Source organism: Herbaspirillum sp. SJZ099 (assembly GCF_007828355.1).
GTDB lineage: Bacteria > Pseudomonadota > Gammaproteobacteria > Burkholderiales > Burkholderiaceae_D > Herbaspirillum.
On the sequence record NZ_VIUO01000006.1, the window covers coordinates 171,368 to 198,253 of the forward strand.

28 protein-coding genes are annotated in these 26,886 nt (G+C 60.6%); 19 read left to right on the forward strand and 9 right to left on the reverse strand.

Annotated features, from left to right (window positions below; genetic code table 11):
• Positions 1-37: 37 nt before the first annotated feature.
• Entirely contained in the window at positions 38-196 is a 159-nt protein-coding gene (locus FB597_RS20305) for a hypothetical protein (RefSeq protein WP_183405855.1), read from the reverse strand.
• 125 nt (positions 197-321) lie between these two features.
• Between FB597_RS20305 and FB597_RS14525 the strand changes: the two genes are divergently transcribed.
• Positions 322-2,007, forward strand: a complete 1,686-nt coding sequence (locus tag FB597_RS14525; protein ID WP_183405854.1) for a PhoH family protein — start codon at positions 322-324, stop codon at positions 2,005-2,007.
• Between the two features lie 99 nt (positions 2,008-2,106).
• On the opposite strand, the gene FB597_RS14530 is transcribed toward FB597_RS14525, so the two are convergent.
• The 7 genes from FB597_RS14530 to rpsF all read right to left on the reverse strand — a co-directional run bounded on the left by FB597_RS14530 (position 2,107) and on the right by rpsF (position 7,200).
• The gene (locus tag FB597_RS14530) at positions 2,107-3,120 is read right to left on the reverse strand and encodes an inorganic phosphate transporter (RefSeq protein WP_141915665.1); all 1,014 of its coding nucleotides are present in this window, start codon (positions 3,118-3,120) and stop codon (positions 2,107-2,109) included.
• An 88-nt stretch (positions 3,121-3,208) separates the two neighbouring features.
• Entirely contained in the window at positions 3,209-3,835 is a 627-nt protein-coding gene (locus FB597_RS14535; RefSeq protein WP_141915668.1) for a DUF47 domain-containing protein, read from the reverse strand.
• Positions 3,836-4,051: 216 nt separating this feature from the next.
• Positions 4,052-5,506 carry a replicative DNA helicase gene (locus FB597_RS14540; RefSeq protein ID WP_141915671.1) on the reverse strand — a complete coding sequence of 485 codons (1,455 nt, stop codon included), beginning with the start codon at positions 5,504-5,506 and terminating at the stop codon, positions 4,052-4,054.
• Positions 5,507-5,710: 204 nt separating this feature from the next.
• Complete coding sequence (gene rplI, locus FB597_RS14545) at positions 5,711-6,163, reverse strand: 50S ribosomal protein L9 (RefSeq protein ID WP_141915674.1); 453 nt, start codon at positions 6,161-6,163, stop codon at positions 5,711-5,713.
• Positions 6,164-6,189: 26 nt separating this feature from the next.
• A complete protein-coding gene (gene rpsR, locus FB597_RS14550; protein ID WP_006462643.1) occupies positions 6,190-6,474 on the reverse strand; it encodes a 30S ribosomal protein S18 in 285 nt (94 codons plus the stop codon).
• Between the two features lie 42 nt (positions 6,475-6,516).
• Entirely contained in the window at positions 6,517-6,810 is a 294-nt protein-coding gene (gene priB / locus FB597_RS14555; RefSeq protein ID WP_141915678.1) for a primosomal replication protein N, read from the reverse strand.
• Positions 6,811-6,834: 24 nt separating this feature from the next.
• Positions 6,835-7,200 carry a 30S ribosomal protein S6 gene (rpsF, locus tag FB597_RS14560; RefSeq protein WP_006462645.1) on the reverse strand — a complete coding sequence of 122 codons (366 nt, stop codon included), beginning with the start codon at positions 7,198-7,200 and terminating at the stop codon, positions 6,835-6,837.
• Between the two features lie 294 nt (positions 7,201-7,494).
• Here rpsF and lexA point away from each other — a divergent pair, with 294 nt between their 5' ends.
• The 10 genes from lexA (at position 7,495) to FB597_RS14610 (ending at position 17,655) form a co-directional block, all read left to right on the forward strand.
• Positions 7,495-8,151, forward strand: coding sequence for a transcriptional repressor LexA (gene lexA, locus FB597_RS14565; protein WP_141915680.1), 657 nt, complete (start codon positions 7,495-7,497; stop codon positions 8,149-8,151).
• Between the two features lie 211 nt (positions 8,152-8,362).
• Positions 8,363-10,312, forward strand: coding sequence for a tetratricopeptide repeat protein (locus FB597_RS14570; protein ID WP_144769924.1), 1,950 nt, complete (start codon positions 8,363-8,365; stop codon positions 10,310-10,312).
• A 438-nt stretch (positions 10,313-10,750) separates the two neighbouring features.
• Positions 10,751-11,839, forward strand: a complete 1,089-nt coding sequence (locus FB597_RS14575; RefSeq protein WP_141915684.1) for a flagellin — start codon at positions 10,751-10,753, stop codon at positions 11,837-11,839.
• 78 nt (positions 11,840-11,917) lie between these two features.
• Positions 11,918-12,277 carry a flagellar protein FlaG gene (locus tag FB597_RS14580; protein ID WP_144769925.1) on the forward strand — a complete coding sequence of 120 codons (360 nt, stop codon included), beginning with the start codon at positions 11,918-11,920 and terminating at the stop codon, positions 12,275-12,277.
• A gap of 185 nt (positions 12,278-12,462) precedes the next feature.
• Positions 12,463-14,538, forward strand: coding sequence for a flagellar filament capping protein FliD (fliD, locus tag FB597_RS14585; RefSeq protein WP_144769926.1), 2,076 nt, complete (start codon positions 12,463-12,465; stop codon positions 14,536-14,538).
• A 29-nt stretch (positions 14,539-14,567) separates the two neighbouring features.
• On the forward strand, positions 14,568-15,035 hold the full coding sequence (gene fliS, locus FB597_RS14590; protein WP_144769927.1) for a flagellar export chaperone FliS: 468 nt from the start codon (positions 14,568-14,570) through the stop codon (positions 15,033-15,035).
• Between the two features lie 2 nt (positions 15,036-15,037).
• On the forward strand, positions 15,038-15,367 hold the full coding sequence (locus tag FB597_RS14595) for a flagellar protein FliT (protein ID WP_141915693.1): 330 nt from the start codon (positions 15,038-15,040) through the stop codon (positions 15,365-15,367).
• Between the two features lie 2 nt (positions 15,368-15,369).
• Positions 15,370-16,545 carry a flagellar hook-length control protein FliK gene (locus tag FB597_RS14600; protein ID WP_144769928.1) on the forward strand — a complete coding sequence of 392 codons (1,176 nt, stop codon included), beginning with the start codon at positions 15,370-15,372 and terminating at the stop codon, positions 16,543-16,545.
• Positions 16,532-16,876: an EscU/YscU/HrcU family type III secretion system export apparatus switch protein gene (locus FB597_RS14605; protein ID WP_144769929.1), complete on the forward strand. Its 345-nt coding sequence runs from the start codon at positions 16,532-16,534 to the stop codon at positions 16,874-16,876. The genes FB597_RS14600 and FB597_RS14605 overlap by 14 nt, the downstream gene beginning before the upstream one ends.
• A 23-nt stretch (positions 16,877-16,899) precedes the next feature.
• Entirely contained in the window at positions 16,900-17,655 is a 756-nt protein-coding gene (locus tag FB597_RS14610) for a flagellar brake protein (protein WP_141915700.1), read from the forward strand.
• Between the two features lie 117 nt (positions 17,656-17,772).
• Here the strand turns inward: FB597_RS14610 and fliE are convergent, their stop codons facing one another.
• Positions 17,773-18,129, reverse strand: coding sequence for a flagellar hook-basal body complex protein FliE (fliE, locus tag FB597_RS14615; RefSeq protein ID WP_144769953.1), 357 nt, complete (start codon positions 18,127-18,129; stop codon positions 17,773-17,775).
• A 256-nt stretch (positions 18,130-18,385) separates the two neighbouring features.
• On the opposite strand from fliE, the gene fliF reads away from it, so the two are divergent.
• The 8 genes from fliF to fliM all read left to right on the forward strand — a co-directional run bounded on the left by fliF (position 18,386) and on the right by fliM (position 26,886).
• Complete coding sequence (gene fliF, locus FB597_RS14620; protein ID WP_144769930.1) at positions 18,386-20,170, forward strand: flagellar basal-body MS-ring/collar protein FliF; 1,785 nt, start codon at positions 18,386-18,388, stop codon at positions 20,168-20,170.
• Positions 20,163-21,158 carry a flagellar motor switch protein FliG gene (gene fliG / locus FB597_RS14625; protein ID WP_141915704.1) on the forward strand — a complete coding sequence of 332 codons (996 nt, stop codon included), beginning with the start codon at positions 20,163-20,165 and terminating at the stop codon, positions 21,156-21,158. Before fliF ends, fliG begins: the two co-directional genes overlap by 8 nt.
• Positions 21,159-21,187: 29 nt before the next feature.
• A complete protein-coding gene (gene fliH / locus FB597_RS14630; RefSeq protein ID WP_141915707.1) occupies positions 21,188-21,892 on the forward strand; it encodes a flagellar assembly protein FliH in 705 nt (234 codons plus the stop codon).
• 54 nt (positions 21,893-21,946) lie between these two features.
• Positions 21,947-23,353, forward strand: coding sequence for a flagellar protein export ATPase FliI (gene fliI / locus FB597_RS14635; RefSeq protein WP_144769931.1), 1,407 nt, complete (start codon positions 21,947-21,949; stop codon positions 23,351-23,353).
• Between the two features lie 37 nt (positions 23,354-23,390).
• A complete protein-coding gene (fliJ, locus tag FB597_RS14640; RefSeq protein WP_141915711.1) occupies positions 23,391-23,831 on the forward strand; it encodes a flagellar export protein FliJ in 441 nt (146 codons plus the stop codon).
• Positions 23,832-23,882: 51 nt separating this feature from the next.
• Positions 23,883-25,199 (forward strand): flagellar hook-length control protein FliK, encoded by a 1,317-nt coding sequence (locus tag FB597_RS14645; protein ID WP_144769932.1) that lies wholly within the window; start codon positions 23,883-23,885, stop codon positions 25,197-25,199.
• Between the two features lie 146 nt (positions 25,200-25,345).
• On the forward strand, positions 25,346-25,858 hold the full coding sequence (gene fliL, locus FB597_RS14650; RefSeq protein ID WP_141915716.1) for a flagellar basal body-associated protein FliL: 513 nt from the start codon (positions 25,346-25,348) through the stop codon (positions 25,856-25,858).
• Between the two features lie 23 nt (positions 25,859-25,881).
• Entirely contained in the window at positions 25,882-26,886 is a 1,005-nt protein-coding gene (gene fliM, locus FB597_RS14655; RefSeq protein WP_141915718.1) for a flagellar motor switch protein FliM, read from the forward strand.

Sequence of the window (26,886 nt, forward strand, 5' to 3'; positions counted from 1 at the left end):
CGACGAATATGCGGTCAATCGATACAAGTCATTGAATTCAAATAGAAAAACGTTTTTTGAAAGCCGTTTCTGGTTTAGGCCGAAGGCCTGCCGAAACGGCTTTTTTACTTTTCAAATCGCCGCTGACGCTAATCAAGCCCTCCTGCCCCATGGTTTTGCCCATGCCACGATGCCGTTTTTCGGCATGGCGGGCCATCAGAAGGGCTTCATTAGATCCTGCGGTGCCATTGCTCAGTCGATGTTCCCTTCGCTGTTAGCCGTACCGCAATACCTGTTCGCTCTGACAAAGCGGTGTTTTCTTCATTTACTACCGAGGTTCTGATGCCCCTGCCCAAAATGCCGAGCAAGCCAGCTGCGTTGTTGTCTCCCGAGGACTACCCCAAGGCTGATCGCAATAAACCTGTCAAACCGAACATCACTCTCGTCGAAGCACCCGCCCCAAAACCAGCTGTTGCAGCACTCGTCGCCCCTGAAGCAAAGATTGCAGAACCGCGCGCGCGCATCGGCGGCAAGGCTCCGGTCGCGGAAAAGCCGAAGAGCGCCCCCAGGAACCTGGAATCGCGCGCCAAATCCCCCACCAGCCGCACGGCCGACAAGCTGGGCGTGTCCAAACTGTTCGTGCTCGACACCAACGTGCTGATGCACGACCCGACCTCGCTGTTCCGCTTCGAAGAGCATGACATCTACCTGCCGATGATCACGCTGGAAGAGCTGGACAACCATAAGAAAGGCATGTCGGAAGTCGCCCGCAACGCGCGCCAGATCTCGCGCTCGCTGGATGCGCTGGTGTCCGACATCGCCGAGGATGCGATCGACCTCGGCATCCCGCTGGCCAAGCTGGGCAACAAGGACGCCAAGGGCCGCTTGTTCTTCCAGACCAAGCTGCAAAATGCCGCGCTGCCGGAAGGCCTGCCCGAAGGCAAGGCCGACAACCAGATCCTGGGCGTGGTGCGCGCGCTGGACCAGCAATATCCGGAGCGCCCGGTGGTGCTGGTGTCCAAGGACATCAACATGCGCCTCAAGGCGCGCGCCATCGGCCTGCCCGCCGAAGACTATTTCAACGACCATGTGCTGGAAGACACCGACCTGCTGTACTCGGGCATCCAGCAACTGCCGGACGACTTCTGGACCAAGCACGCCAAGGGCATGGAGTCCTGGCAGGAAAGCAAGCACGGCAGCAGCCTCACCTACTATCGCGTGACCGGCCCTTATGTGCCGTCGCTGCTGGTCAACCAGTTCGTGTTCATCGAGCCCAAGAACGGCGAACCGGCCTTCTACGGCCAGGTCACGCAGATCAACGGCAAGACCGCCGTGCTGCAGACCCTGCGCGACTACGGCCACGCCAAGAACAGCGTGTGGGGCATCACCGCGCGCAACCGCGAGCAGAACTTCGCGCTGAACCTGCTGATGAACCCCGAGTGCGATTTCGTCACGCTGCTGGGCCAGGCCGGCACCGGCAAGACCCTGCTGGCGCTGGCGGCAGGCCTGGCGCAGGTGCTGGAAACCAAGCTCTATAACGAGATCATCGTCACCCGCGTGACGGTGCCGGTGGGGGAAGATATCGGTTTCCTGCCGGGCACGGAAGAAGAGAAGATGGGGCCATGGATGGGCGCCTTCGACGACAACCTCGAGGTGCTCAACAAGTCCGATGGCGATGCCGGCGAATGGGGCCGCGCCGCGACCCAGGACCTGATCCGCTCGCGCATCAAGATCAAGTCGCTCAACTTCATGCGCGGCCGCACCTTCGTCAACAAGTTCCTGATCATCGACGAAGCGCAGAACCTCACGCCCAAGCAAATGAAGACGCTGGTCACCCGGGCCGGCCCCGGCACCAAGATCATCTGCCTGGGCAACATCGCGCAGATCGATACGCCCTACCTGACCGAAGGCTCCAGCGGCCTGACCTATGTGGTCGACCGCTTCAAGGGCTGGTCGCACAGCGGCCATGTGACCCTGGCGCGCGGCGAACGCTCGCGCCTGGCGGATCATGCCAGCGATGTGCTGTGATGTAAGCGCGCTATGATGTAAGCGCGATCGGCTCCAACAAAAAAACCACCGCAAGGTGGTTTTTTTGTTGGCATCGCCGGAATCAAGACATGTGCGGAATCAGAGGATGCGCACGCCGACCCACCATGCGATCGCGGCGACGAACGCCGAGGCGGGGATCGTGAAAATCCATGCCCAGACGATATTGCCGGCCACGCCCCAGCGCACCGCCGACATCTTCTGCGATGCGCCGACGCCGACGATGGCGCCGGTGATGGTATGGGTGGTCGAAACGGGAATGCCAAGCGCGGTGGCGATGAACAGCGTGATCGCGCCGCCGGTTTCAGCGCAGAAGCCGCCCACCGGCTTCAGCTTGGTGATCTTCTGACCCATGGTCTTGACGATGCGCCAGCCGCCGAACAGCGTGCCCAGGCTGATCGCGCAATAGCAGGAAATGATCACCCACATCGGCGGCGCTTCGGCGCCGGCGCTGGAATAGCCTGCCGCGATGAGCAGCATCCAGATGATGCCGATGGTCTTTTGCGCATCATTGCCGCCGTGGCCCAGGCTGTACATCGAGGCAGACAACAGCTGCAGGCGGCGGAACCAGCCATCGATCTTGCGCGGCGTGGAGCGGAAGAAGATCCATGACACCATGAGCATCATGATCGAACCGAACAGCAAGCCCAGCAAAGGCGAGAGCACGATGAACAGGATCGTCTTGAGCAGGCCCGAGGAGATCAGCGCGCCGGTGCCGGCCTTGGCCACGGCCGAACCGACCAGGCCTCCGATCAGCGCATGCGAGGACGACGATGGGATGCCGTAGTACCAGGTGACCAGGTTCCAGAAAATGGCGCCGATCAGCGCGCCGAAGACCACGTAATGGTCGACCACGGCCGGCTCGATCGTGCCCTTGCCCACCGAGGCCGCCACATGCAGCTGGTGAAACACGAAGACGGCGGCCAGGTTGAAGAACGCCGCCATGGCCACCGCCGTCTGCGGACGCAGCACACCGGTGGACACCACGGTGGCGATGGCATTGGCCGCATCGTGGAAACCGTTCATGAAATCGAACAGCAAGGCCAAGACGATCAGGAATGCGAGGATATGTAAGCTGATTTGAACTGTATGCATGGATAAACCGTTATTTGAGGCCGACCCGCAGCCGTGGCCAGGTCACACTGGCAGGCGGCGGTTGCCGCAACTGCCGGGCAACTTGGCGTCAGGCGTTTTCGACGATGATGCCTTCAATGATGTTGGCCACGTCTTCGCAGCGGTCGGTGACGGTTTCCAGGATCTCGTAGATGGCCTTGAGCTTGATCAGCGTACGCACGTCGGGCTCGTCGCGGAACAGCTTGGACATGGCCGCGCGCATCACATGGTCGGCATCGGATTCGAGACGGTCGATTTCCTGGCAGATCGCCAGGATCTGGCGCGAATTGTCCATGTTGTGCAGCAGGGCCACGGCGGCCTGCACCTTCTCCGCACAGGCCAGGCACAGCTCCGCCAGGCGCTTGGCTTCGGGCGTGATGGACTTGATGTCGTACAGGGAGATGGTCTGGGCCGCATCCTCGAGCAGGTCGAGGATGTCGTCCATGCGGGTGATCAGTTGGTGGATGTCGTCGCGGTCGAGCGGGGTGATGAAGGTTTTGTGCAGCAGGTCGATGGTGGTGTGGGTCACCTTGTCGGCTTGCTTCTCGACGGTTTCAATCGCGTGCACGCGAATTTCGAGGTCATCGAAATTGGTCATCAGCGCGACCATTTCCTTTGCCCCCTTGACCCCCAATTCGGCATGCTGATTGAAAAGGTCAAAGAATTTGCCTTCAGTCGGCATCAATCGTCCAAACATGTTTCACTCTCTCGTCAATGATTCGCGCTTGCATGAAGCGCTGTTTCGGACCGGCGATACGGGACTCCGCTCCCATTGCTTGCGAAAAACCGCCCTGCCCGTCTTGCGCGCCGAACCGACCGGCTCCGCGCCTTACTTACACGACACGAGCGGCAAAAAAGCCGCTCGTGGTTCCCTCATGGCCACAGGCATTGCGCGCGGCCGAAAAATGGTCCATCAATCGCCGCCGTAAGGCTGGGCCAGATTACCGATGTAATTGTCGTACTTGGTATACATGCCCAGGAATGACAGGCGGATACTGCCGATGGGCCCGTTACGCTGCTTGCCGATGATGATTTCCGCCGTCCCCTTGTCGGGCGAGTCCGGATTGTAAACCTCATCCCGGTAAATGAACAAAATCACGTCGGCATCCTGCTCGATGGCGCCGGATTCGCGCAAGTCGGACATCACGGGGCGCTTGTTGGGGCGTTGCTCCAGCGAACGGTTCAGCTGCGACAGCGCGATCACCGGGCAATTGAGTTCCTTGGCCAGGCCCTTCAGGCTACGCGAGATTTCCGAGATTTCCGATGCGCGGTTCTCCGAGGAGCTGCCGCCATTGCCGGACATCAGTTGCAGGTAGTCGATGATGATCAGGCCCAGCTTGCCGCACTGGCGCGCCAGGCGACGCGAACGCGCGCGCAATTCGATCGGGCTCAGGGCCGGCGTTTCGTCGATGTAGAACTGGGCATCGTTCATCTTCTGGATGGCGTGCGTCAGGCGGGGCCAGTCCTCGTCCAGCAGACGGCCGGTACGCAGGCGGTGCTGGTCCAGGCGGCCGACCGAGCCCAGCATACGCATGGCCAGCTGGGCGCCGCCCATTTCCATCGAGAACACCGCCACCGGCAGGCCGCTGTCGATGGCAACGTTTTCGCCGATGTTGATAGAAAATGCCGTCTTGCCCATCGAAGGACGTCCCGCGACGATGATCAGGTCGCCCGGCTGCAGGCCGGAGGTCATCTTGTCGAGGTCGATGAAGCCGGTCGGCACCCCGGTGATGTCGCTGGAATTGTCGCGGTTGTACAGTTCATCGATGCGCTCGACCACTTGCGTCAGCAAGGGCTGGATTTCCATGAAACCCTGCGAGCCGCGCGAACCTTCTTCAGCGATGGCGAAAATCTTGGATTCGGCCTCGTCCAGCATCTGCTTGACGTCCTTGCCCTGCGGATTGAAGGCATTGCCGGAAATCTCGTCGGCCACCGTGATGAGTTTGCGCAGGATGCCGCGGTCGCGCACGATCTCGGCGTAGCGGCGGATATTGGCTGCCGACGGCGTGTTCTGCGCCAGCGCATTGAGGTAGACCAGGCCGCCCACTTCTTCTGCCTTGCCGCTGGTCGACAAGGCTTCGTAGACGGTAATGACGTCAGCCGGCTTGGTGCTGTTGATCAGCTTGACGATATGTTCGAAGATGATGCGGTGGTCGTAACGATAGAAATCGTCAGCGCTGACGAAATCGGCGATACGGTCCCACGCCGCGTTGTCCAGCAGCAAACCGCCGAGCACCGATTGTTCGGACTCGATCGAATGCGGCGGCACGCGTAGCGAATCGACCTCGGGATCAGAGGAATCTCTGGGGCCGCGGAACGATGGAAAGGAGTCTTTCTTGGCGCGGGATGATTCTTTCATGGCGCGCATTATAACCTGCTATGGGAGTTGGCCGTTTCAGGCTGGAGGCAAATCGCAGCCCATATCTTGCGCGGTCATTTCCGTTTCCCGGGCTGGACCGCTCCGGCCTCGGGATAAGGCCGGCAACGCTTGCGCCCTGATGCCGGGCGGCAATAAAAAAGCCAGGCGAACCCGGCTTTCTTATTGCAAATTGAATTGCAGCGAATGCAATGCTTACGCTTGCTCGCCCTTCACGTTGATGGTCACATCGACCACCACGTCGGTGTGCAGGGCAACTGCAACCGGGTGCTCGCCAACGATCTTCAACGGACCGTTAGGCAGGCGAACCTGCGCCTTTTCGACGGCGAAGCCTTGCTTGCCCAGCGCTTCGGCGATGTCGAAGTTGGTGACCGAACCGAACAGACGGCCATCGACGCCCGCCTTTTGCGAGATTTCGATGGTGGCACCGTTGAGCTTTTCGCCTTGGGCTTGGGCTGCTGCCAGCTTTTCAGCGGCGGCCTTTTCCAGGTCGGCGCGCTTGGCTTCGAATTCAGCGATGGCTGCATCGGTAGCGCGGCGGGCCTTGCGTTGCGGGATCAGGAAGTTGCGCGCGAAACCGTCCTTGACGCGCACGACATCGCCCAGACCACCGAGATTAACGATTTTTTCCAACAGAATGACTTGCATGTTTTTCTCCTATTTCTCGGCGGCGATTACGCGTTGTGCAGATCGGTGTACGGCAGCAGGGCCAGGTAGCGGGCACGCTTGATCGCGGTATCCACCTGACGCTGGTAGTGGGCCTTGGTGCCGGTCAGGCGTGCCGGCATGATCTTGCCGTTTTCCTGAACGAAGTCCTTCAGGGTGTCCACGTCCTTGTAATCGACCTGTTCAACGCCAGCGGCGGTGAAACGGCAGAATTTCTTGCGCTTGAACAGCGGGTTTTGCTGTTGGCGCTTGTTTTTCAGTTTGCTTTTATCGAACTTTTTACCGAATGCCATGGTTTGGCTCCTGTATCTAAATTGGGTAATGTCTGTGTCGGATCAACCGACGGGATCAAAATCAACGATGTGAAACACGACGCTCTTGCTGTTGCGATTCCTGCGGGCCAGAAAGCCGGTGAATTGGAACATGGCTCCCAGCGCTGCCTTATTGAGTCGACCGGAGATTTCCCCGGCGGCCATGGCCGCGATGTCGAACTCCACCAAGCGCTTGATCCCCGCTTCCATCTGCTCCGACTGGTGCTGCAACCTGGCAGTCACAATCGGGATGCCGGCCGGCGTATAACGCAACACATCACGTTCGGCCAGGCTGGCGATGACTTGAAGCTGGTTCACTCTCCGCTATGAATCGCTGCGCAATCAGGCTGCGGGTGCTTCGGTGCGGCTCTTGGCTGCGTCTTCCTTTTGCACTGCCTTCAGGATCGGAGAAGGACCGGTTTCGGCCTTCTTCATCTTGACGGTCAGGTGGCGCAGGACGGCATCGTTAAACTTGAAGCCGGTTTCGATTTCGGCCAGCGTTTCGCTGTCGACTTCGATGTTCAGGCAGACGTAGTGTGCCTTGGCCAGCTTCTGGATCTGGTAGGCCAGTTGACGACGACCCCAATCTTCGACACGGTGCACCTTGCCGCCGCGGGTGGTGACGATGCCCTTGTAACGCTCGATCATCGCAGGCACTTGCTCGCTTTGGTCCGGGTGGACGATAAATACGATTTCATAATGACGCATGTAGACTCCTTTTGGACTATTGACAAAACGCCCACCCCGGCGTCAAGACGAGTGTGGGAAGAGGAAAGCCGGCAATCATACAAGATATCCGGCCAAACAGCAATCCAGGCAAGGATTGGGCGAGGCCTGGCGGCGACAACCCGGCTCCGCCGCCCCGCCTTCCTTCTATATATATGCGCATGCGAAGCGATATCGGCCGCATTGCCCCATGTTGCCGTTGACACAAAGATGGCAACTGTATAAAAATACAGACTGTTCATACAAACAGCCTTCCTTCCCGGAAAGGCATTCCACATGCTCAAGCTCACCGCGCGCCAGGAACAGATCCTCAACCTGATCAAGAACGCCATCGAAAACACCGGCTTCCCCCCCACGCGCGCCGAGATCGCCTCGGAACTGGGCTTTCGCTCCGCCAATGCGGCTGAAGAACACCTGCAGGCCCTGGCCCGCAAGGGCGCCATTGAAATCTCCCCCGGCACCTCCCGCGGCATCCGGCTGCGGGAGTCCGGGGTCGCAGCCGGCCTGCCAGGCAACCGCCAGATGGCGCTGCCCCATCCGGCCCTGATGCAATTGAGCCTGCCGCTGGTGGGCCGCGTCGCAGCCGGTTCGCCCATCCTCGCGCAAGAGCATGTGGAAAAAACCTACCAGGTAGATCCCGCCCTGTTTTCAGGCAAACCCGACTACCTGCTGAAGGTGCGCGGCATGTCCATGCGCGATGCCGGCATCCTCGATGGCGACCTGCTCGCAGTCAAGAAGGCCGACCAGGCGCGCAACGGCCAAATCGTCGTTGCCCGTCTGGCCGACGACGTCACCGTCAAGCGCTACCAGAAATCCGGCAACACCATTACCTTGCTGCCCGAGAATCCCGACTTCGCCCCCATCCTCATCGACCAGAACGATGAAGACTTCGCGCTTGAAGGGCTCGCCGTAGGATTGCTGCGCAGCTGGTAAGCCATTCATTCCCGCCGCCCCGCCCATCGCTATCGCTTCGTTTGGCCTGCCACGCCGGCCAGGCAAAACGAAGCTTGAGTCTGAGCAAAAACGCCCTGTTTCGCTTTCTGTTCGCACTTTCATCCAGCTGCGTAGCCACATATCATGCCTAGCTGTCGCATTCCGCCTTCGTCTTCGCGAACGGTACTGATCCATCTAGCAAGGAAATTTGATGTCTACGCGCAAGGGCCACTCAAAAGCCTCCCCATCACCATCGAAATATCAGTTGCAAGACCTGCTTGACGTTCGCGCCAGCCTTGACCTGCTGGAAGCGCGCAAGCCTGGCGAAGCCCGGCAAAAATGCGATGCAGTGCTCAAGCGCGCGCCCAATCTGATCTTCGCCCACAATGCCCGCGGATTGATTGCGATACAAGAATACGATTACGCGCTGGGAGAAAAATGGCTGAGAAAGGCCATGGAGGGCGATCCAAGCAACGCGGAATATGCCACCAGCCTGGCAAATTGCGTCCTCAAACAGGAGCGCGTCGATGAGGCGATCGAGCTTTTCGAACGCGCCATCGCCTGCGACCCTGACAATCGCGATGCCCGCATCGGCCTGGCCAATGCCCTGCATGAAAAGAACGACCCCGAAGCGACAATTGCCTATTTTGAAGATGCAGTAGCGCGCGAACCCAGCGCGCCGGGGCCCCTGAGCCACTTGGGACGGGCGCTGATTGACGCCAAACGCTTGAACGAAGCAGTATCGACGATCATGAAGTCGCTCGAACTGCAGATCAGTTTCGCCCCCGCACATACCGCACTGGGCGAAGCCTTCTATGCCATGAACATGTACAAGGAGGCTGTCGAGTCGCACAAGACCTCCTTGCTGCTGGACCCAACGGACAGCTACGCGCATTACAAGATCGCAGATGCCTACCTGAAGCTCGATGAGGTCGACAAGGCGCATGAGCATTACCGGCGCGTCATCGAACTGCTGCCCAACGATGCCAACAGTTATGCCAAATTAGCCGTCAGCCTCGCAAATACACAAGATCGCGTCGAGGAGGCACTGGCCCTGTTCAACAAAGCGCTCGAACTCGATCCGCGCCATGCCCTGACTTACAACAACATCGGCGCCATCATGCATGACCATGGACGCCGCGAAGAAGCCATCCCGTACTTCAGGAAGGCACTGGAACTCAAGCCGAACTACTCGACCGCCATGCACAACCTGGCACTCAGCCAGCTCTTGCAAGGCAACCTGAAAGAAGGCTGGGCAAACCACGAAAGCCGCCTGGTCACGCGCGAACGGGCCGATGTCTATCGCGTGGTGCACAAGCTGTTCAAGATCATCCCCAAATGGGATGGCGTCTCCTCGCTCAAGGGCAAGCGCATCTTCTTGATGCACGAACAAGGCTTTGGCGACAGTATCCAGTTCCTGCGCTATGCCAAGCTGGTCCAGGAACTGGGGGCAGAGGTTGCCGTACACGTCAAGAATCCCCTGTATCGCTTGTTCCAGAGTTATTCGCCGGACATCATGCTGGTGCGCGAGAGCGACCCGATACCCCGCTGCGATTACGCCTACATGCTGATGAGCCTGCCTCACGCATTAGGCACCGATACCATCGACGACATCCCCGTCCTGCCCTCCTATTTGTCGGCCGAAGAGAGCAGCAAGGCCATCTGGAAAGACAAGATCGAAAGATTGTCCAAACCGGGCAATCTGCGCGTCGGTTTTGTCTGGGGCGGCAACCCGGAGCACGGCAACGATCGCCGCCGCTCCATCCCGTTGACCAAGCTGCTGCCCCTGTTCAATCTCCCGGGCATCGACTATTTTTCGTTGCAAAAAGGCAAACCCACGGCGGATCTGAACAATCTGCAACCCGGCCTCCCTGTGTTCAACCTGGGCGACGATTGCACGGATTTTGCCGATACGGCGGCCGCCATCGCCAATCTCGACGTCGTCATCAGCGTCGACACCTCGGTCGTGCACCTGGCCGGCGCACTCGGCGGCCCCACTTGGGTAATGCTGCCGCATACGCCTGACTGGCGCTGGCTGCTCGACCGCGACGACTGCGTGTGGTACCCGAACACCCGGCTCTTCCGCCAGCCGGAAGAAGGCAACTGGGAGGCCGTCATTGCAAAAATGGCAACCGAATTGACTGCCATGCGCAATCGATAAAGAACCGCTGGCGCGCAAAAGCAGAGCCGGATCGATATTTTGCGCGCCGCCCGCCCTCAAAAAACGGACACAAGCCCCCCCTTTCATTGACTCATCCCAGGGCGTTTGCAAAACATCCTGATGATGCCAATCTGAAAACAAAAGGGCATCCCCTCCCCCTCGTGATACAGTTTTTTTGCCATTCCATCTTCCCGCTGTGCAATTAAACCTAAAGTTTTGGATGAAGACGCCGAAAAGGGATTTGCTTGGTTACTTTTTAAGCACGTAGTTTTGGTTCGGAAAGCCCTGAAAAGATTTTTTGCGAATAGCCCTAAACTTTTTCCAAGGCTGCCCGATAACGCATACAACAGAGGTTGAAACGCCTGGGACTCATGGGTAGAAGACCAAAGTTAAGCACTGAAACTCGGATCATCGGTCTCAAATCTTAGGAGAATTAGCATGGCATCAATCATCAACACCAATATCCCGTCGCTCAACACGCAACGCAACCTGAGCGCGTCGCAGTCGTCGCTGAACACCTCCATCCAACGCCTGTCCTCCGGCCTGCGCGTCAACAGCGCCAAGGACGATGCCGCCGGCCTGGCAATTGCCGACCGCATGAACGCCCAGGTCAAGGGCCTGGCAGTGGCGCAACGTAACGCCAACGACGGCATCTCGATGGCCCAGACCGCTGAAGGCGCCCTGTCCACCGTGACCGACAACCTGCAACGTATGCGTGAACTGGCTGTGCAAGCAGCCAACGGCACCAACGGCGCCCAGGACCGCAAGACCCTGAACGACGAATACACGCAACTGTCGCAAGAAGTCTTCCGCGTGCTGAACGGCACCTCCTTCAACGGCCAGAACCTGTTCACCGGCGTCGGCCAAGGCGCTTCGGCTGGCATCGGTTCCGATTCCAACAGCGTTTCGGCTTCGCTGACCCTGTCGTTCCAGGTCGGCGCCAACGTCGTTGACAACAAGCTGAACGACCAGATCACCATCACCCTGGACGACCTGTCGAACAATGGCACCATCGCCAGCGTCATCGGCACCAGCGCCAAGGGCCTGATCGGCCTGGGCGACACCAGCGGCGTGAGCACTGCCCAAGCCACCTATACTTCGGCCAAGGCTGCCCTGGACGACCTGTTCGCCACCGGCTCGACCCTGACCGCCGAAGCACTGGCCTCTTCGGCTGTGACCCTGCAAGCCTCCATCGACAGCGCCAAGCTGAGCCTGGATGCCGCAGTTGCCGCTCCGAGCGCGCAAAGCGATGCGCAAAACGCGATCAAGAACCTGGACAAGGCAATCAACCTGATTTCGTCCAAGCGTGCGGAATTCGGTGCGGTGCAGAACCGCTTCACCGCGGTTATCAGCAACTTGCAAGTGTCGAGCGAGAACATCACCGCGTCGCGCAGCCGTATCATGGATACCGACTATGCGGCGGAAACCTCGAACTTGAGCCGTGCGCAGATCCTGCAACAAGCCGGTACCGCAATGCTGTCGCAAGCGAACTCCTCGCCACAGTCGGTTCTCTCGCTGTTGAAATAAGCCTGAGAGCTAGGTAGGATGGCGTGCGGAGGATAGTTGATATTCTCCGCACGTTCCTTTAAGGAAGGGAGTAACACCATGTCGATTGCCCCACTTAATATAACAACTGCAGGCGACTCGGGCACCGCATACGCGCTGCCGCAGACTGCCGCAAAGCCCGATCCAGTGGTATCGACCGTTGCACCGGCTGCGGCGCCTGAAGCCCGCCGCGCAGCTGAAAGCGACGTCAATGATGCAGTCGGCAAGCTGAATGATTTCGCCGCCGCCAACGCATCGGCCCTGAACTTCTCGAAAGATGAGGACACCGGCAAAACGATTATCAAGGTTGTCGATACGGCCACCGATACCGTCATTCGCCAGATTCCCAGCGAAGAAGCCATTGCAATTGCAAAATCGATTGATAAGATGCAAGGCTTGCTGATCAACCACAAGGTTTGAGTCTGGTACGAACTGCAGTGGCATGTTGGTCTCATGCACCACAGTTCATAACGGATTCGAGTATTTATTTCGCACAGCGTCAACCCATTGCACCGACGCCGTACTTAAGAGCCAACAATCGTCACTCTTGACTGCGCCGTAGCCTGCATGACGCCGTGCGCAACGCATAGATTCAGGAGTGAACAATGGCGACTTCCACCGGCACCATCTCCACCTCGGCGGGCCCTCTCGACGTAGCAACGCTGGTCAGCCAGCTGATCTCGGCCGAAAGCCAGTCCCAACTGACGCCGCTGACCACCCAGGCCAGCAGCTACAACACCCTCATCTCCGCCTATGGCAACCTCAAGAGCGCGCTGTCGACTTATCAAAGCGCGATCAAGGCCCTGACTTCGGCCAGCTTCAGCTCGCAAAAAAGCACCGTCAACAATGCCGGCACCGGCACCAGCCTCACCACCGACCCATTCACCGCCGACGTCAACACCGACGCGTCGACCAAGGTCCTCGCGCAGAAAATCAAGTCTGACGGCGTTTCCAGCGGCACAATATTCAATGCCGGCGACTCGCTCGCCATCAAGGTCGGCACCAACTCGCCCACGTTCATCACGCTCAAGGCCGACGCGACCCTGGCCGGCGTGCGCGATGCGATCAATGCCTCCAAGGCAGGCGTGACCGCGTCCATCGTTACCGACGGCACCGGCGACCACCTGGTACTGGAATCCAATACCGGCGGCACGGCCAACACCATCAAGGTCACGGCCAACAACACCCTGTCCCGTTTTGCCTATGACGCATCCAGCTCGACCCCGAGCAGGATGACCCAGACCCAGGCGCCGCGCGATGCATCGCAGGCCACCTCGGGCAGCTACAGCGTGTCCGTCTCCCAACTGGCGCAGACGCAAAAGCTGAGTTCGACCGGATTCGCTCCCGGCGCCACGTTCGACAGCGGCCTGCTGGCAATCAAGACGGGCACCGGCTCGACCACCATCATCAAGCCGACCACCAACACCCTGCAGGGCGTGCGCGATGCCATCAACGCCAGCGACGCCGGCGTCAATGCCACCATCGTCAGCGACGGCACCAACGACCACCTTGTGATCACGGCCAAGGACAGCGGCGCGGCCAATACCATCAAGATTACCGGCACCGGCAACTATTCGGCATTTTCTTTCGATCCCAGCGGCGCCGTTACCTCCCCCAATGTCGCCAGCGGTCAAACCTATGCCTCCGGCACCATGAACCTGAAGGTCGGCGACAGCACCGTCGCCATCAATCCGACCGACCTTAACGGCAGCGGCGCGATCGATCTCAACGACATCATGACGTCGATCAACAATGCCAACGCCGGCGTAACCGCCAGCATCACCAATGACGGCACCAACGACCATCTGGTGCTCACCCCTTCCGGCGCCAATACCACCAGCCCTGTCTCATTGACCGGAACAGGCGACTATTCAGGCCTCACCATGAGCGGCATGGGCCAGTTGCTCAAGGCACAGGATGCCAAGCTGTCGATTGACGGCGTGACCGTCACCAGCCCCAGCAACAAGGTCGAAAACGTCATTTCCGGCGTCACGCTGAACCTGGCCAAGGTCACCACCTCGGCCGACAACTTCACCCTGAATATTTCCAACGACACTACCGGCGTCACCTCGGCGGCCAACAGCTTCGTTTCGGCATACAACACGCTGGCCAAGGCCATCGCCGACATGACCAAGCAGACGCCGTCGACCAAGCTCGGGGAAGCCTCGACGTCCTCGCCGCTGGCCAGCGAATCGTCGGTGCAAAACATCATGACCCAGTTGCGCAGCACGCTGTTCAGCTCGGTGGATGGCGGCAACGGCATCAGAACGCTGTCCGATATTGGCATTTCTTTCCAAAAAGACGGCACGCTTGCGCTTGACGCAACCAAACTGTCGACGGCGGCCAGCAGCAATTTTGCCGGCATCGCCAACCTGTTCAACGCCACCGACCCCGATACCACCAACACCACCTCGTCCAAAAATGGTATCGTCACCAAGTTGCAATCCCTCTTGACCGGCATCCTGAGCGACAACGGCATCATTGCCTCCAAGACCAATGGCCTGCAAGCCAGCCTGAAAATCAACCAGGATCGCCAGACGGCGGTGCAAGCCCGCCTGTCGAACATGAAGGATGCCTACACCAACCAGTTCAACCAGCTCAACATCACCCTGGCCAGCATGGCGGCGACGCAAAGCTACCTGACCCAGCAATTGGCCAACCTGCCCAAGGCAAGCAGCTGACGCTGATACGGCGAACATAGGAGAACGTCATGTTCGGAAGCATGAAACGCGGGGCAAACGCCTACGCCAATATCGGCATGGAAACCGGCGTGCTTGCCGCCAGCCCGCACAAACTCATTACCATGCTGTTCGATGGCGCATTGGTCGCCATTTCGCTGGCGAAGAAGTACATGGCCGAAGGCGATATCAAGAACAAGGGCGAGTCCATCACCAAGGCCATCCTGATCATCGACAACGGCCTGCGCGCCAGCCTCAACAAGGATGTCGGCGGCGACCTGGCGCTGAACCTGGACGCGCTGTACGAATACATGAGCCGACGCCTGTTCGAAGCCAATGCCAGCAACAACCCGGCCATCCTGACCGAGATCCATGGACTGCTCGACGACATCCGTTCAGCCTGGGAACAAATCGGGCCGAGTGTGGCGGAACATTCGGCACCGCAAATGCCGGTCGCCAGCGGCGCCGGCCATCCCCAAAACAGCTTTGCGAAAGCGTGAATATGAACGGTGATCACGTCATCGCCATTTATGAGTCGATTGCCACATTGACCGACGAGATGCTGTCCGCCGCACGCGCCAGCGACTGGGAATTGCTGGCCTCGCTGGAAATCCAGTGCGGCAAGCATATCGCCACCCTCAAGAACTTTGAAGATAACGTTTCCCTTTCCGAGCAGCACCGCCATCGCAAGGTCGACATCATCCGGAAAATCCTGGAGGATGACCGCGATATCCGCAACTTGACGGAGCCGGGCCTGCGCCGCCTGTCGGCGCTTATCCAAAGCAACCAGACAGAACAAAAACTGCTCAATACCTACGGCACAGGTAACTGACCATGCTGCCGCGGGCCGACATCGCCAGCGCCGTCCAGCCCGTCAACGCCGCCGTGGCCGCGACTGCGATTGTTTCGGTCGCCGATACCAAGCAGGAGGCCTTCAGCCGCCTGGCGCAAATCGCCATCGGGCAGCAGATGCCTGGGCGCATCCTCTCCAATTTCAATGACGGCACCTACCTGGTGCGCATCGCCAATACCGCGGCACGCATGGTGCTGCCGGCCAACGCGCGCACCGGCGACTCGCTGGTATTGACGCTCGTCTCCAAGGATCCCCGCCCTACCTTTTCCATCAAGGAAGGCAGCCTCCAGGCCGACGAGGAAAGCGCCGCGGTGTCGCTCAGCACCGCCGGGCGCGCCATGCAGAAAGACCTGCAGTCGCTGCGGGCGGTCACCCGCGAAGGCGCCGACCAGGTCGCCGAAAACGAAGAAATCCCGCTCGATCCCGGCGCCAGAGGCAACCGGCAAGCGCAATCCAATGCCCCCGCCAGCACCACCACGACCCTCAGCAACGCCGGCAAGCTGATCGACAGCTTGCTGCAGGCATCCCAGCAAGGCAGCGTCGCCAACCACGCGTCCTCCCCTGCCGCACTGGTATCGCAAGCCGGCGCTCCGGCTGGCCAGGTCGCCGCAGCGCTGCACGACGCCATCGCCAACAGCGGCGTATTTTACGAGTCCCATGTCGCGGCCTGGGCTGAGGGCAAGCGGCCGATGGAAGAGCTGATGAAGGAACCCCAGGCCCAGGTCGCCCGCCAACATGCCGGCGACATCAACCTGCTGAACCAGAACGACCCGGCCCAAAGCCAGCTGGGACAGATCATCAACCTGCAGCTCAACGCCCTGGAACAGCAGCGCCTCGTCTGGCACGGCGAAGTCTGGCCAGGACAGCATATGGAATGGGAAATCAGCCAGGAACACCAGGACGGCAATTCCCAGCAACAGGATGAAGAGGCCGCGCCCCCGGCCTGGCATAGCCTGGTGCGCTTCAATTTCGAGCACCTTGGCGGCGTCTCGGCGTCGATCCGGCTGATCGGCCAGCAGATCCACGTACAGGTCAAGACCGACAATGAAAAAACCGCCACCGCCCTGCGCAGCAACAGCGCCATGTTCGCCGACGCCATGTCGGCCGCCGGCACTTCTCTGGACTCGCTGATCGTCAAGCAAGATGGAGAAACCTAATATCCCCCTGCAGAACGCGGTTGCGCTCGCCTATAACGCCAGCCAGGCTGCCCCTACGGTCGTCGCCAAAGGCAGCGGATTGGTGGCCGAGGCCATCATTGCCCGCGCCCAGGAAAGCGGCGTCTATATCCACGAATCCAAAGAACTGGTTTCGCTGCTGATGCAAGTCGAACTGGACCAGCAGATTCCCCCCGCCTTATATCGCACTGTCGCCGAATTGCTGGCCTGGTTATATCGTATTGAAAATATGCAATTAAGCGAGCCCGTGATGTATGATAGAGGGTCAATTACCACTACAAATACTTCAGGGGAAGGCGATCCCATTCGCTGAATTCAGACGTACAAGAAACGCAGATGGCTAACCACGACGAGATCGATGACGACAGCCCATACCGGGTTCACTCACGGAGGGAAATCATTTCCCTTCTCAACAACATGCTGGAGAAAAACCAGCTGCTGAGCCTGCTGATCAAGGGTGGCGACGAGTCCATCATCACGTCGATACTGGAAATCGATGAAGATGCCGATGCCCTGATCATCGATGCCGCCCCCAGCGCGTCGCTCAATGAGAATATCGTTACCAGCAACCGCATCGGTTTCGAGGCGCTGTACAACAACATCCGCATCACCTTTACCGCCGACAAGGCGTACCACGTCCAATACCAGAACCGGCCGGCGCTGAAGGTCGGCATTCCCGCCAGCCTGGTGCGCCTGCAGCGCCGCGAATATTTCCGCATCGCCACGCCGATCGCCAAACCACTGCGCTGCACCTTCCGCATCACCCAGCCGGACGGCTCTTTCGCCACCGTCATCACGCAGCTCAACAATATCAGTGGTGGCGGCGTCGGCATTACGGATGAAAAAAAGATCCTGCCGACCACCACCGGCGTGATCTACGAAGACTGCCAACTGGAACTGGCCGATAACACCCTCGTTTCGGTCAAGCTGCAGATCCGTGACTGCAAGGAATTCAAGATGGCCACCGGCAAGACAGTCAACCGCTTCGGCTGCGAATTCGTCAATCTCTCGCGCGCAGTCGAATCCGCCGTCCAACGCTTCATCACCAAGCTGGAACGCGAACAGAACGCCAAAGCCTCAGGCATGCTTTAAGAACCTGTTTACGATCCCGCCTGCCAAATAAAAAACCCGCCGATGCGGGTTTTTTTATTGCTGCTCCAGTAACAAACTTGATCGCCGGAAAAACTGACAAACGTCAACACAATTCCGTCAAACCTGCATCGTCATGATATCGCGGTAAGCCGACACCAGTTTGTTGCGCACCTGGATGCTGGTCTGGAATGAAATACTGGCCTTCTGCGACGCGACCATGACATCGGAAAGGTTGATGTTATCGTCGCCCAACGCAAACGCCTGGGACATCTTGGCGGCCTGTTTCTGCGAATCGTTGACCTGGTCGATCGCACCTTTGAGCACGTCGGAAAAGTCCACCCGCGGCGCGGCCTTCTCGACTGCCGAAGCAGGCGCCACCGGCGCTGCCGCGCCCTGCGCGCGGGCCGCCGCGGCCTTCAGCTGCGCCACCATCGCCTCAATCCTGCTGGTATCGATTGCACTCTCAACTGCCATATTCCACCTCGCGATTTCAGTCTTGGCCATTGCCCTGGGCACGCTACCCGCAATGACGCTTTCTACATCAGCACCTTAACATCATTGCATTTACAACTCGCAACAATAAGCGGGGAATTTGCCATTCTGTTCGGCCGATCAAATTCCCTCGCTGCACGGACAATCCACACTAAGCAAAAATCCTACTCAAGGACAAATCAGCAGTGAACAAAGTCATTATCAACCTGGCAACCGAGGGTACGCCAGAGGGGAAATCATGGCGGTAGCAGCCGATGGTACGATGACCAGCGACCCAAACTCTCCCGCAGACGAACACGGCACTGCGGGAAATGCTGCATCCGATCAAATGAGCGCCAACCAGGGGGGCGTGCTCGGCTATGCCCGCTCGCAACAAGGCCGGCGCATCTTGCTCATCGTCGCCGCGGCGGCCACCGTCGCCCTGATGATCGGCATCTGGATGTGGAGCCAGAAGGTCGAGTACCGGGTTCTGTTCTCCAACTTCAATGACCGCGACGGCGGCGCCATCGTGGCCTCGCTGCAGCAGATGAACGTGCCCTACAAGTACTCGGACGGCGGTTCGGCCATCCTCGTGCCCGAGAACATGGTGCATGACGCGCGCCTGAAACTGGCGGCGCAAGGCCTGCCCAAGGGCGGCAACGTCGGCTTCGAGCTGATGGAAAACCAGAAACTCGGCATTTCCCAGTTCCTTGAACAGGTCAACTTCCAGCGCGCGCTCGAGGGCGAACTGGCGCGCTCCGTGCAATCGCTGTCGTCGGTGCAGACCGCCCGCGTGCACCTGGCCCTGCCCAAGGCCTCGGTCTTCGTGCGCGACCAGCAAAAACCGACCGCCTCCGTGGTGCTGAGCCTCTACCCCGGCCGCTTCCTGGATGGGCAGCAAGTCAGCGCCATCGTCCACCTGGTAGCCAGCAGCGTGCCTGAACTCTCGCCCAAGGCCGTCACCATCGTCGACCAGAACGGCAACCTGCTCTCCGACACCACCAAGCAAGCCCAGACCAATACCCTGGATCCGACCCAGCTCAAGTACGTCCAGGACCTGCAGCAAGACATCGTCAAGCGCGTCGAATCGATCATTGCCCCCATCGTCGGCAATGGCAACGTGCGCGCCGAGGCGACGGCAGACGTCGACTTCTCGCGCACCGAGCAAGCCGCCGAAACCTACAAGCCGAACCAGACGCAAGACACTGCCGCGGTACGCAGCAAGCAAAGCAGCGAAGCGTCCAATTCGTCGACCGGCACCTCCGGCGTTCCGGGCGCGCTGACCAACCAGCCCCCGGCACCGGCCACCGCCCAGATCGTCAATCCGGCGCCGCCGGGCCAGGCCGGCGCGGCCGGCACGCCTAATGGCGCGGCTCCCGCCCCCACCGCCAGCGGCAATTCGCGCAAGGACGAAACGATCAACTACGAGGTCGACAAGACCGTCCGTTATACGCAGCAGCCCATGGGCGGCGTGCGCCGCCTGACGGTGGCCGTGGTGGTGAACTACAAGCGCACCGTCGACAACACCGGCAAGATCGTCATGCGTGCGCTGACCGAAGCCGAACGCAACCAGATCACCGACCTGGTCAAGGAAGCGATGGGCTACAACAAGGATCGCGGCGATTCGCTCAACGTGGTCAACACCCAGTTCAGCACCGATCTCGAGCCGGAACTGCCGCTGTGGAAGCAGCCGAACATGATCGAACTGGCCAAGGAAATCGGCAAGTATGTGCTGCTGGCCGCCGTGCTGCTGTACCTCTACTTCGGCGTGCTGCGCCCGATCATCTGGAAACTGTCGGGACGCGAAGAACGCGAGCGCCTGGAGAAGGAAAAGGCCGAGGCCGAAGCCGCCGCAGCGGCTGCCGCGGTCGCCGCCGGCTTCGATCCCGACGATCCGGACGCCATCGTCAACCTGTCCGGCGGCGAAGCCGAAATCGATGAGCGCGCCCAGTACAAGGCCAACCTCGAAATCGCCAAGCAGTGGGCCAAGAACGATCCCAAACTGGTGGCAAGCATCATTAAGGCATGGGTGAATAATGAGTAACGACGGCGTTCAAAAAGGTGCCATCCTGATGTTGGCACTGGGCGAGGACGAGGCCGCCGAGGTCATGAAATACCTCGGCCCGCGCGAAGTCCAGAAGCTCGGCGCCGCCATGTCGGCACTCAAAAACGTCAGCTTCGAAGAAATCAATGTCGTGCTGGAAGCGTTCGTGGCCGAAACCGGCCAGGCCTCCTCGCTGGGCCTGGATTCGGACGAATACATCCGCAGCGTGCTCACCAAGGCGCTGGGCGACGACAAGGCGACCTCCCTGCTCAACCGCATCCTGGGCGGGCGCGATGCCAGCGGCATCGAAAGCCTCAAGTGGATGGACGCGCAGTCGGTGGCCGAACTCATCCGCAACGAACACCCGCAGATCATCGCCACCATCCTGGTCCACCTGGAGCGCGACCATGCCTGCGGCATCATCAACAATTTCACGGAACGCCTGCGCAACGACGTGATCCTGCGCATTGCCACCCTCGACGGCGTGCAGCCGGCCGCGTTGCGGGAGTTGAACGACGTCCTGACCAAGCTGCTGACCGGCAACGAAAGCCTGAAGAAACAGCAGATGGGCGGCATCCGCACCGCGGCCGAGATCCTCAACTTCATGTCCGGCGAGAACGAAACCTCGGTCATGAACAACCTGCGCTCCTACGACGAGGACATGGCGCAGAAGATCATGGACGAGATGTTCGTCTTCGAGAACATCATCGACATCGACGGCCGCGGCATCCAGCTGCTGCTGCGCGAAGTCCAGTCCGAATCGCTCATCGTCGCGCTCAAGGGCGCCTCGCAGGGCCTGCGCGACAAGATTTTTGCGAACATGTCGCAGCGCGCGGCGGAAATGATGAAGGAAGACCTGGAGTCCAAGGGCCCGGTCCGCCTGTCCGAAGTCGATGCGCAGCAAAAGGCGATCCTGCAGATCGTGCGCCGCCTGGCCGACGAAGGGCAGATCGTGCTGGGCGCCAAGGGCGAAGATGCCTTCATCTGATGCAGTCCGGTTGGAGTTAATCTAAAGCCATGCGTGCGAAGATCATCCCCAAGGAAGAAATGACGCCCTACCAGCGCTGGGAGCTGGCGTCTTTCAACGAGCCGGAACCGGAGCCGGAACCTGAGCCCGCAGCCTACGAAGATCCGCTCGACGAAGAGCCGCCCCCGCCGCCGCAGCTGACTGCCGAGCAACTCGACGCCATCCGCGAGGCCGCCCGCCAGGAAGGTTTCGCCGAAGGCCGCCAGCACGGCCTGGAGGCGGGCCGCGCCGAAGGCTACATGGCCGGGTTGCAGCAAGGCCAGAAAGAAATCAACGAAGTCATCCAGCACTTCCGCCAGATCGCCGCCAACTTCGGCGCCGAAGTCGCGCAATGCAGCGAGACCATGGCGCCGGAACTGCTCGACCTCGCGCTGGACCTGTCCAAGGCCATGCTCAAGACCGCGCTCAACGCGCGCCCGGAACTGGTCCTGCCCACCGTCAGCGCCGCCATCCATTCGCTGCCGGTGTTGCAATTGCCGGCCATCCTCTCGCTTCACCCCGAGGATGCCGCGCTGGTGCGCGAACACATGGGCGACGAGCTGGCCAAGCATCACTGGAAGATCGAAGAAGATGCGCAGATCGAACGCGGCGGCTGCCGCGTCGAAACCCGCAGCAACCAGATCGACGCCACGACGCAGACACGCTGGAAACGCCTGGCCGAATCGCTCTCCAAACAACTTGACTGGCTGGACTGACGCCATGCCGCCCGTTCGTCCGGCCCGATTCGACCGCTGCCTGGGGGGCGCCGCATGAACTCCCCGATGCCCTCCCACAGCAGCCTGTGGCAAGCTTATCTGCATAACTGCCGCAGCCTGATCGACATGACCGAAGCCACCCAGACCGCCGGGCGCATCACGCGCGTGGCCGGCCTGGTGATGGAAGCGGTCGGCCTGAAACTGCCGGTCGGCAGCCCCTGCAACGTGCCCCTCCCCAACGGCACCATGATCGAAGCCGAAGTGGTCGGGTTCCAGGACGAACGCCTGTTCCTCATGCCGCAAAGCGATGTCGAAGGCATCGTGCCCGGAACCCGCGTGTTTCCTGTCGAGCCGGTCAAGCCGCCGCCGCGCACCGGCCCCATCAGCTTCACGCCGCGCCGCGCCGACGAACACAGCCGCCGCCTGCCGGTCGGCGACGAATTGCTCGGCCGCGTGCTCGACGGCGCCGGCCGCCCGCTCGACAACCTCGGCCCCCTGCATACCGAACGCTCGGCGCCGCTGGCCGTGCGCTCCGCCAACCCGCTCAACCGCGCGCCCATCCGCGACATCCTGGACACCGGCGTGCGCGCCATCAACACCATGCTCACCGTCGGCCGTGGCCAGCGCATGGGCTTGTTCGCAGGTTCGGGCGTGGGCAAGAGCGTCTTGCTGGGGATGATGGCGCGCTATACCAGCGCCGACGTGATCGTGGTCGGGCTGATCGGCGAACGCGGCCGCGAAGTCAAGGAATTCATCGAACAGATCCTCGGCCCCGAAGGCCTGGCGCGCTCGGTGGTGGTCGCCGCCCCGGCCGATACCCCGCCGCTGATGCGCCTGCAAGGCGCCGCCTATTGCACCGCCATCGCCGAACACTTCCGCGACCAGGGCAAGGATGTGCTGCTGATCATGGACTCGCTCACGCGTTACGCCATGGCCCAGCGCGAAATCGCCCTGGCCATCGGCGAACCGCCGGCCACCAAGGGTTACCCGCCCTCGGTATTTGCCAAACTGCCAGCCCTGGTCGAACGCGCCGGCAACGGCGAAGAAGGCGGCGGCTCCATCACCGCCTTCTACACCGTGCTGACCGAAGGCGACGACCAGCAGGATCCGATCGCCGACGCCGCGCGCGCGATCCTGGACGGCCACATCGTGCTCAACCGGCAACTGGCCGAAGCCGGGCATTATCCCGCCATCGATATCGAACAATCGATCAGCCGGGCCATGCACAGCATCACCGACGAAGAACACCAGCGCCGCGCGCGCCATCTGAAACAGCTGTATTCCCGCTACCAGCGCAATCGCGACCTCATCAGCGTGGGCGCCTATGCCGCCGGCAGCGACCCCGTCCTGGACGAGGCCATTGCCTTATTGCCAAGAATCGAGGCGTTTTTGCAGCAGGCAATCCAGGAGCGGGCCGATGTATCAGAGAGCTTGAGGCAACTTACCGCTCTATTCGGTTGATTGAGCGCCGGCCCCCAAAAATATAATCAAAGCTATCATGGCTACCCCCTCTGCACTCGAGACGCTGATCGACCTGGCGACGAAAGAGACCGACGAAGCAACCAAGCGTCTCGGCCGGGCGATCCGCGTGGGCGAAGAGGCGCAGCAGAAACTTGCCATTTTGCAACAATATCGCGACGATTACGCCGCGCGCTTCCAGGAAACCCTGACCACCGGCCTGACGGCGCTGAGCTACCGCAACTTCCAGCTCTTCATTGAAAAGATCGATACCGCCATCACCGGCCAGCAGGATGTGGTGTACAGCACCCAGCAGAAAGTGGCCGATGCGCGGCTGGCATGGCAAGCCTGCGAACGCAAGCGCATGTCCTATGACACGCTGGCCACGCGCGCCAGGGAAAAGCAATTGCAGCAGGAAAACCGCCGCGACCAGAAGACAACGGATGAACATGCCTCGCGCATTACCTTCTACAAACGATAAACGAACGACCGACGCAACAACGATCAGCAAGTTACTGGACAGGACTATCCCATGAACACATCCCTGCCGCTGTTGAATGTGATCACCGGCTCGCAAAGCGCCGCCACCGGTTCGCGCTCGTCCAATCCGGCCGACAGCTTCACTGCCGACGCCCCGTTCAACCAGGTGCTCAACAGCCAGGTCAGCAACCGCAACGCCGAAAACAGGTCGCAGGACAAGCCGCGCGCGGCCGAAGCGCCAGCGCAGCCCAGCCAGCCTGCGCAACCCGCGGCCGCCGCCAACAAGGCCGCCACATCCTCTTCCTCCACCGCCTCGTCGACCGCCTCGGCCGACAAGAAGCAAAGCGACGACAAAGACGAAGACCAGGCCGACGACAGCACCGCCCAGGCTTCTGCCGAACTGCTGGCCCTGGTCGCCAACCTCGGGCAGAACGCGGTCAAGCCGGCAACCGACAGCAAGGGCGAAAACGCCGATGCCGACCTGCTGGCGCAAGCCAAGCGCGGCATATCGAAGCAGTCGTCGCTGCGTGGCGATAGCGATGAACAACCGCAGGCACTGGGCGGCAAGGACAAGAAAATCGACTTCGCGGCCCTGCAAGGCAGCGTCAATGCCAACAACGTCAACAACGCCAACAGCGGCAAGACGGAAGCCGTCCCCGAATCCGCACAGCAGCATGCCGATGCCGCGGCACGCCCGGCCAAGGACGCCAAACCCGCCATCGATTTGAGCAGCGCCGATGCCAAGGCTGCACCGAAGGAAGATGCCAGCGCGCTGGCGTCCCGCGCCCAAACCGCCAAAGCCGCGCCGGAACTGGCCGCGTTGAAGCAGGATGCTCCGCAGGCCACCCCGGCCCCGGCAGTCATGCCGGCGATGCAGCAGGCCATGGCGGCCAACCAGCCGCGAGCCGTGTTCGCGGCCTATACCGACAAGATCCAGCCCAACGTCGGCAGCGCCGGCTGGGACCAGGCGGTCGGCCAGAAAATCACCTGGATGGTCAGCGGCGGCATCCAAAGCGCCTCGCTGACGCTGAATCCCCCCGACCTGGGCCCGCTGCAGGTGGTGCTCAGCGTGAACAACTCGCAGGCCGACGCCACCTTCACCACGGCCCAGCCCGAAGTCAAGCAGGCGCTGGAAGCGGCCATGCCCAAACTGCGCGAAATGATGGACCAGGCCGGCATCCAGCTGGGCCAGGCCACCGTCAATACCGGCATGCCCAACCAGCAGCAAGGCGCCAACGGCCAGCAGGCGCGCGCTCCCTCCTCTTCCGGCAGCTTCGGCGGCCAGGGCGAGGATGGCGATATCGCAGCCGCCACGGGCAATGCCGCCGTCACCGGCGGCGGCCTGGGCCTGGTCGACACCTTCGCTTGAATCCGGAGAGATCAGGAAAACAGGCAACAAGCGCACAGGCAACACCGGGGAATCGAATTATCGTCCGCGCCGGACTCAACAATAAGAATTCTTTGCCGATAAGCACACATCAGGCTACACGCGCTGACGAACAGAAAGGAAAGTAGATGGCAACAAAAGGAAAGGCCCCGGCCAAAGGCGCCGAAGCGGATACGGCTCCGGCGAAGTCCAGCAAGAAGATGCTGTTCATCATCGTCGGCGTGGTGCTGGTGCTGGCGATCGGCGGGGCAGCGTTTTTCATGATGGGCGGCAAGAACAAGAAGGACGACGAGCGCGCCGACGAGAAGGTCGAAGCCAAGGCGCCGACCTTCGTGGTCATCGAGCCGTTCGTCGTCAACCTGCAGCAGGAAACCGGCGACCACTACCTGCAAGTGGCCATGACCCTGCAAGTGCCCAACGGCGCGACCGCCGAAGCGCTCAAGCTGTACATGCCGCAAGTGCGCAGCCGCCTGCTGATGGTACTGTCGAGCAAGAAAGCATCCGAGCTGCTGACCAGCGAAGGCAAGCGCAAATTGACCGACGAGATCATCGACCAGTTGGGCGAACCCTTCTCCGGCAGCGGCAAGGGCCCCGTGATCACCGACGTGTTCTATACGTCCTTCGTGATCCAACAGCAGTAAGAGCGTAAGAGAAGTCAGAGACCATGGCCGAGCACTTTCTATCGCAGGAAGAAGTCGATGCCCTATTGAAGGGCGTGACGGGAGATGAAGACGACGAAAAGACCGTCGAAGAAGCTCCCGGTACGGTACGTACCTATAACCTGGCAACGCAGGAGCGCATCGTCCGCGGGCGCATGCCCACGCTTGAAATCATCAACGAGCGTTTCGCCCGCCTGTTCCGCATCGGCCTGTTCAACTTCATCCACCGCACCGCCGAGATCTCGGTCGGCCCGGTGAAGGTGTCCAAGTACAGCGAGTTCATCCGCAACCTGGTGGTGCCGACCAACCTGAACCTGGTCCACATCAAGCCCTTCCGCGGGATCGGCCTGGTGGTGTTCGACCCGCAGTTCGTGTTCATGCTGGTGGACAACATGTTCGGCGGCGACGGCCGCTTCCATACCCGCATCGAAGGCCGCGAATTCACGCCCACCGAGCAGCGCATCATCATGCGCGTGCTGGAAATCACCTTCGAGACCTATTCCAAGTCCTGGGAACCGATCTATCCGATCGAATTCGAATTCATCCGCTCGGAAATGAACACCCAGTTCGCCAACATCGCCACGCCCAACGAAGTGGTCGTGGCCACCACCTTCACCATCGAGCTGGGCCCGGTCAGCGGAGAAATCCACATCTGCACGCCCTACTCGATGATCGAACCGGTGCGCGACCGCCTCACCAGCAGCATGCAGGGCGAGGCGCTGGAAGTCGACAAGCGCTGGATCCGCCTGATGAAGCAGCAGATCCAGACCGCCGAAGTCGAACTGATCGTCAATTTCGGCACCGCCCGCGTTACCTTTACCGACCTGCTCAACATGAAGGTCGGCGATGTGATCCCGCTGCAAACCGCGCAGACCGTCAATGCACAGGTCGATGGCGTGCCAGTGATGGAATGCAGCTACGGCCAGTTCAATGGCCAATACGCCCTGCGCGTCGAAAAGCTGCTTTCCATCACCCAAAATGAACCACCGGAAAGCTTTCAAGGAGAGTAG

Excerpts from the sequence above, each read along its gene's own strand:
- FB597_RS20305 (WP_183405855.1), bottom strand. The coding sequence starts at position 196 with ATGGCCCGCCATGCCGAAAAACGGCATCGTGGCATGGGCAAAACCATG.
- FB597_RS14525 (WP_183405854.1), top strand. The coding sequence starts at position 322 with ATGCCCCTGCCCAAAATGCCGAGCAAGCCAGCTGCGTTGTTGTCTCCC.
- FB597_RS14530 (WP_141915665.1), bottom strand. The coding sequence starts at position 3,120 with ATGCATACAGTTCAAATCAGCTTACATATCCTCGCATTCCTGATCGTC.
- FB597_RS14535 (WP_141915668.1), bottom strand. The coding sequence starts at position 3,835 with ATGTTTGGACGATTGATGCCGACTGAAGGCAAATTCTTTGACCTTTTC.
- FB597_RS14540 (WP_141915671.1), bottom strand. The coding sequence starts at position 5,506 with ATGCGCGCCATGAAAGAATCATCCCGCGCCAAGAAAGACTCCTTTCCA.
- rplI (WP_141915674.1), bottom strand. The coding sequence starts at position 6,163 with ATGCAAGTCATTCTGTTGGAAAAAATCGTTAATCTCGGTGGTCTGGGC.
- rpsR (WP_006462643.1), bottom strand. The coding sequence starts at position 6,474 with ATGGCATTCGGTAAAAAGTTCGATAAAAGCAAACTGAAAAACAAGCGC.
- rpsF (WP_006462645.1), bottom strand. The coding sequence starts at position 7,200 with ATGCGTCATTATGAAATCGTATTTATCGTCCACCCGGACCAAAGCGAG.
- lexA (WP_141915680.1), top strand. The coding sequence starts at position 7,495 with ATGCTCAAGCTCACCGCGCGCCAGGAACAGATCCTCAACCTGATCAAG.
- FB597_RS14570 (WP_144769924.1), top strand. The coding sequence starts at position 8,363 with ATGTCTACGCGCAAGGGCCACTCAAAAGCCTCCCCATCACCATCGAAA.
- FB597_RS14575 (WP_141915684.1), top strand. The coding sequence starts at position 10,751 with ATGGCATCAATCATCAACACCAATATCCCGTCGCTCAACACGCAACGC.
- FB597_RS14580 (WP_144769925.1), top strand. The coding sequence starts at position 11,918 with ATGTCGATTGCCCCACTTAATATAACAACTGCAGGCGACTCGGGCACC.
- fliD (WP_144769926.1), top strand. The coding sequence starts at position 12,463 with ATGGCGACTTCCACCGGCACCATCTCCACCTCGGCGGGCCCTCTCGAC.
- fliS (WP_144769927.1), top strand. The coding sequence starts at position 14,568 with ATGTTCGGAAGCATGAAACGCGGGGCAAACGCCTACGCCAATATCGGC.
- FB597_RS14595 (WP_141915693.1), top strand. The coding sequence starts at position 15,038 with ATGAACGGTGATCACGTCATCGCCATTTATGAGTCGATTGCCACATTG.
- FB597_RS14600 (WP_144769928.1), top strand. The coding sequence starts at position 15,370 with ATGCTGCCGCGGGCCGACATCGCCAGCGCCGTCCAGCCCGTCAACGCC.
- FB597_RS14605 (WP_144769929.1), top strand. The coding sequence starts at position 16,532 with ATGGAGAAACCTAATATCCCCCTGCAGAACGCGGTTGCGCTCGCCTAT.
- FB597_RS14610 (WP_141915700.1), top strand. The coding sequence starts at position 16,900 with ATGGCTAACCACGACGAGATCGATGACGACAGCCCATACCGGGTTCAC.
- fliE (WP_144769953.1), bottom strand. The coding sequence starts at position 18,129 with ATGGCAGTTGAGAGTGCAATCGATACCAGCAGGATTGAGGCGATGGTG.
- fliF (WP_144769930.1), top strand. The coding sequence starts at position 18,386 with ATGGCGGTAGCAGCCGATGGTACGATGACCAGCGACCCAAACTCTCCC.
- fliG (WP_141915704.1), top strand. The coding sequence starts at position 20,163 with ATGAGTAACGACGGCGTTCAAAAAGGTGCCATCCTGATGTTGGCACTG.
- fliH (WP_141915707.1), top strand. The coding sequence starts at position 21,188 with ATGCGTGCGAAGATCATCCCCAAGGAAGAAATGACGCCCTACCAGCGC.
- fliI (WP_144769931.1), top strand. The coding sequence starts at position 21,947 with ATGAACTCCCCGATGCCCTCCCACAGCAGCCTGTGGCAAGCTTATCTG.
- fliJ (WP_141915711.1), top strand. The coding sequence starts at position 23,391 with ATGGCTACCCCCTCTGCACTCGAGACGCTGATCGACCTGGCGACGAAA.
- FB597_RS14645 (WP_144769932.1), top strand. The coding sequence starts at position 23,883 with ATGAACACATCCCTGCCGCTGTTGAATGTGATCACCGGCTCGCAAAGC.
- fliL (WP_141915716.1), top strand. The coding sequence starts at position 25,346 with ATGGCAACAAAAGGAAAGGCCCCGGCCAAAGGCGCCGAAGCGGATACG.
- fliM (WP_141915718.1), top strand. The coding sequence starts at position 25,882 with ATGGCCGAGCACTTTCTATCGCAGGAAGAAGTCGATGCCCTATTGAAG.